The following is a 4,529-nucleotide window of genomic DNA, read 5'->3' as shown; positions in this document are numbered from 1 at the left end:
TTAGTTCAGCCCCCCGCGTAAGCCGCCCACACCCCCACCCCGGGCTCCCCCCCTTCCCCCCCCCGCCCCGCGAACCCGTCACCCCTCGGCGCCGGGGCCGCCTTGCCCCGGAACTCCGGCAATCGGCGGCGCCTTGTCCCGCTGCGCCGGGAAATTCCGGCGGAAATTGCCGGTGCAGCGGGGCAAAGCACGCCGCGAACCCGGCGCAGCGGGACAAGGTGCGTCCCGGACGCCGGGTCAGCCGGACGCGAGGCGCTGGGCGGCAGCGACGATGTCGTCCTCGCCGAGCAGCACGAGGTCGGCGGCCGCGCCGAGCGGGATGAAGCTGTCGCGGCCGGCGACGCGGGCGATCGGGCCGCGGAAGCCGTGTTCCACCAGCGCCGTCACGATGCCCCCGCCGACGCCGCCGCTGTGCCTGGTCTCGTCCGCGACGAGCACCCGCCCGCACCGCGCGGCCTCGGCGAGCACGTCCTCGACGGGGAGCGGGGCGAGCCAGCGCAGGTCGAGCACGCTCGCCGCGATGCCCTGCGCCGACAGCTGCGCGGCCGCGCGCAGGCTCATCCGCACGCCGTTGCCGAACGTGACGATCACCAGGTCCGCGCCGTCGCCGTGCCGGCGCGCGCGTCCGAACCCGGGATCGGGCGGCGCGTCGGCGGCACCGAGCCAGCCACGGTCGCCGGACGTCAGCAGGTCGCGCTCGTGGTAGAGCGCGATCGGCTCGAGGTACGCGCTGACCTGGCCGTACTCGGCCGCCGCCGCGAGACAGGCGCGCAGCAGCGGCGCGGCGTCCTCGGGCCGGCTCGGCACCGCGATGGCCAGCCCGGGGATGTCGCGCAGCACCGCCACCGCGTTGTCGTTGTGGAAGTGCCCGCCGAAGCCCTTCTGGTATGCGAGCCCGGCGATGCGCACGACCATCGGGTTGCGGTACGTGTCCCCGCTGAAGAAGCGCAGGGACGCCGCCTCGCCGCGCAGTTGGTCCTCGGCGTTGTGCACGTAGGCGAGGTACTGGATCTCGGGCACCGGCAGCAGCCCGCTCACCCCCAGGCCGAGCCCGAGGCCGAGGATCGACTGCTCGTCCAGCAGCGTGTCGAACACGCGCGCGGCGCCGAAGCGCTGCTGCAGGCCGCGGGTCAGCCCGTAGACGCCGCCCTTGCGGCCGACGTCCTCACCGAACACGAGCATGTCCGGCCGCACGGCCAGCTCGGCGGCGAGCGCGGCGTTGATGGCCTGCGCGAGCGTCTGACCGGCGACCCCGGCCGCCCCGGTCGCGCTCGGTTCGTCCCGCGGTGGCTCGCCGGCCGCGTCCGGTCGCGTGCCAGGGCGGGGCAAGAAGCTCGAGGACGGGGCAGCGAAGCGCAGCGGCGCGAGCACCTGCTCCGCGGTCTTCAGCGTCGGCTCGGTACCGACCTCGGCCGCGGTGCGGGTGACGCAGTCGTCGACCGCCTCGTACCGCTCGAGCAGCGCGCGTGAGCCGATGCGCCGGGCGAGCGCGAGCAGCGGGTCGCGGCCGCGCTCGGCCGCCACCTCGCGGGCGGTGCGGTAGGCCGACTCGACGTCGGTGCCGGCGTGGCCGAGGAAGCGCACCGTGCGCAGGTGCAGCACGACCGGACGCCGGGTGCGGCGCACCAGGTCGGCGGCCTCCTGCGCCGTCGCCCGCGCGCCGTCCGGGTCGTCGCCGTCGGCCGACAGGTAGGTGAGGTTCGGCCGCTGCAGGGCCTGGCCGATCCAGCCGGACGGGGTCGGCACCGAGATGCCGAGGCCGTTGTCCTCGCACACGATGAGCAGCGGCAGCGGCAGCCCCTGCGCCACGCAGTAGCCCGCGGTGTTGAGCGCGCCGACCGCCGTCGAGTGGTTCGCGCTCGCGTCGCCGAACGAGGTGACGGCCACCGCGTCGGTGGGCCATGCCGACGGACGGCCGAGCTTCTTCGCGCGTCCGATCGCGAACGCGACGCCGACGGCGCGCGGCAGGTGCGAGGCGATGGTCGACGTCTGCGGGATCACCGCGAGCGACGCGTCCCCGAAGACCTTGTGCCGGCCACCCGAGGCGGGATCGGCGGTCGCTGCGAACATGCCGAGCAGCACGGCGCGCACGCCGTCGGCGAGCGGGCGTCCGGCCTGGCGTGACCGGGCGAGGAAGAAGCCGCCGCTGCGGTAGTGGAGCAACGCCGGATCGGTCGGGCGCAGCGCCTCCGCCACGTAGGCGTTCGACTCGTGCCCGGCCGACCCGATCGTGTAGTAGCCACGCCCGGTCTGGCGCAGCCGCCGGGCGTGGATGTCGATGAGCCGGCTCGCCGCCATCGTCTCGAACAGGTCGACGGCGGCACGCGTGTCGGGTGCGTCGTCGAGCGGGCGGTCGGGCAGGTCGGCGAGGGCGGTGCGCACGTGCGCGTCCAGCACCTCGTGGGGGGTCGCGGCGTCGTTGCCGCTGGCAGAGGTCACCGGGCGATTCTGCCGCGCCGGCAGCGTGTGGGCGACGGTACATCGCAACGTTATATAAGCCAGTTATAGAATCGGAGGCGTGGCGATCAAGACCTCCGAACTCTCGGCGGTGGCCCACGCGCTCGAGGACCTGCTCTTCTGGCTCCGGCGCCAGGCCCCGACCGAACTCAGCAGCTCGACAGTGACGACGCTCGACACCCTCGAGGCGTCCGGCCCCCTGCGCATCAGCGACCTCGCCCAGCGCGAGGCGATCAGCCAGCCGGGCATGACCACGCTGGTCAACCGGCTCGAGGCCGCCGGGTACGCCGAGCGGATCGCCGACGTCACCGACGGCCGCGCCACCCTGGTGCGCATCACCGCCGCCGGACGCGAGGTGCTCGCCGCCCGGCACGCCGATCGCGCCCAGTTGCTGCGCGGCCGTCTCGAAGTGCTCGACCCGGCCGACCGCGCGGCGCTCGTCGCCGCACTGCCGGCCATCTCCCGTCTCATCTCAACCCCGGGAAGCCCCGCATGAAATCCGAAGTCAGTCCGTTCCGCCAGCCCAAGATCGTCTGGGCCGTGGCCTTTGCCTGCGTCGTCTCGTTCATGGGCATCGGCCTGGTCGACCCGATCCTGGCCTCGCTCAGCGTCGACCTGCACGCGTCGCACTCGCAGGTCGAGCTGCTGTTCACCAGCTACCTCGTGGTGACCGCCGTGGCGATGCTCGTGACCGGCTGGGTGTCGAGCCGCATCGGCGCGAAGCGCACCCTCGTCGCCGGCCTGGTGCTCATCGTCATCTTCGCCGCGCTCGCCGGCAGCTCCGGCTCGATCGGCGGCATCGTCGGTTTCCGCGCCGGCTGGGGTCTCGGCAACGCGCTGTTCAGCGCCACCTCGCTGGCCGTCATCGTCAGCTCGGCCACTGGCGGCTTCGCCGGCGCGATCGTGCTCTACGAGACCGCGCTCGGCGTCGGGATCGCCCTCGGCCCGCTGCTCGGCGGCGAGCTCGGGTCGATCTCGTGGCGCGGCCCGTTCTTCGGCGTCTCGGCGCTGATGGCGATCGCCCTGATCGCCGTGCTCGTGCTGCTGCCGAAGACGCCGACGCCGGCGCGCAAGGAACGGCTGCGCGAACCGCTGCTCGCCCTGCGGCACCGCTCGCTCGCCACCACCAGCCTCGTCGGCCTGTTCTACAACTGGGGCTTCTTCACCCTGCTCGGCTACTCGCCGTTCCTCATGGCGATCAAGAGCCCGGTGAAGCTCGGCCTGGTGTTCTGCGCCTGGGGCGTGTTCGTCGCCGTCTTCGCCATCTGGGGCGCGCCCTGGCTCAAGGCCCGCTTCGGCACCGCGAACACGCTCTACGGCAACTTCGTGCTGATGGGTCTCGACATCGCCGCGATCGGCATCTGGCCCGACCGGCCGACGGTGGTCATCGTCGCCGTCATCGTGGCGGGCATCTTCTGCGGCGTGAACAACACGCTGGTCACCACGGCGGTCATGAGCATCGCGCCGGTCGAGCGGCCGGTCGCGTCCGCGACGTATGGCTTCGTGCGGTTCATCGGCGGCGGCCTGGCGCCGTTCGTCGCGGGCAAGCTCGTCGAGCACTACGACGCGCACGTGCCGTTCCTGGTGGCCGCCGGCAGCCTCGTCGTCGCCGCGCTGGTGCTGTCGACCGTGCACAAGGCGGTGACCGCGGCCGACCGCGGCGAGACCGTGCAGCCCGAGCACACCGAGCTCGACCGCGTCGAGCGTGAGGAGCAGCTCGAGGTCGCAGCGGGCATCGGCAACGAGTCCTGACATGATCATGGTGCGGCCCCGGGACGTCCGTCCTGGGGCCGCATCGTCGGTCGTTGCTAGTCTCATCACCACTCGGCGGGAGGTGACGCATGGTCCTGCGCCGACGTCCCCCGGGGCACCAGAGCGAGTTCTTCCCCGGCTTCGCCGACGTCAGCGAGATCGGCGTCGGCAGCCTCGCCGTCGTCTACCGCGCGCGCGAGATCGAGACCAACCGTCCGGTCGCCCTCAAGCTCCTCAACGTCCGTGATGCCTCACCCCGCGCGCTCGAGTCGTTCGAGCGCGAGTCGCTCGCCCTCCGCGCGGGGAGTTCGCACCCCAAC

Annotated in this window: 3 protein-coding genes and 1 pseudogene; 3 read left to right on the top strand and 1 reads right to left on the bottom strand. The window is 73.1% G+C overall.

Annotated features, from left to right (window positions below):
* Window positions 1-237: 237 nt before the first annotated feature.
* Window positions 238-2,298: a thiamine pyrophosphate-dependent enzyme gene (locus tag ACTHMS_RS02965; RefSeq protein WP_440305185.1), complete on the bottom strand. Its 2,061-nt coding sequence runs from the start codon at window positions 2,296-2,298 to the stop codon at window positions 238-240.
* 220 nt (window positions 2,299-2,518) lie between these two features.
* On the opposite strand from ACTHMS_RS02965, the gene ACTHMS_RS02960 reads away from it, so the two are divergent.
* The 3 genes and pseudogenes from ACTHMS_RS02960 to ACTHMS_RS02950 all read left to right on the top strand — a co-directional run.
* Entirely contained in the window at window positions 2,519-2,953 is a 435-nt protein-coding gene (locus tag ACTHMS_RS02960; protein WP_440305184.1) for a MarR family winged helix-turn-helix transcriptional regulator, read from the top strand.
* Window positions 2,950-4,209, top strand: coding sequence for an MFS transporter (locus ACTHMS_RS02955; protein WP_440305183.1), 1,260 nt, complete (start codon window positions 2,950-2,952; stop codon window positions 4,207-4,209). The genes ACTHMS_RS02960 and ACTHMS_RS02955 overlap by 4 nt, the downstream gene beginning before the upstream one ends.
* Before the next feature lie 89 nt (window positions 4,210-4,298).
* Window positions 4,299-4,529: pseudogene (locus ACTHMS_RS02950) on the top strand (serine/threonine-protein kinase); the annotation flags it as partial.

This window comes from Jatrophihabitans sp. (assembly GCF_051960575.1).
In the GTDB taxonomy this organism is placed as follows: Bacteria; Actinomycetota; Actinomycetes; order Mycobacteriales; family Jatrophihabitantaceae; genus JBQCEE01.
This window is presented reverse-complemented; position numbering and strand designations above follow the sequence as displayed.

What these genes read in the sequence shown, in the direction of transcription:
- ACTHMS_RS02965 (WP_440305185.1), bottom strand. Translation starts at nt 2,298, where the DNA reads ATGGCGGCGAGCCGGCTCATCGACATCCACGCCCGGCGGCTGCGCCAG.
- ACTHMS_RS02955 (WP_440305183.1), top strand. Translation starts at nt 2,950, where the DNA reads ATGAAATCCGAAGTCAGTCCGTTCCGCCAGCCCAAGATCGTCTGGGCC.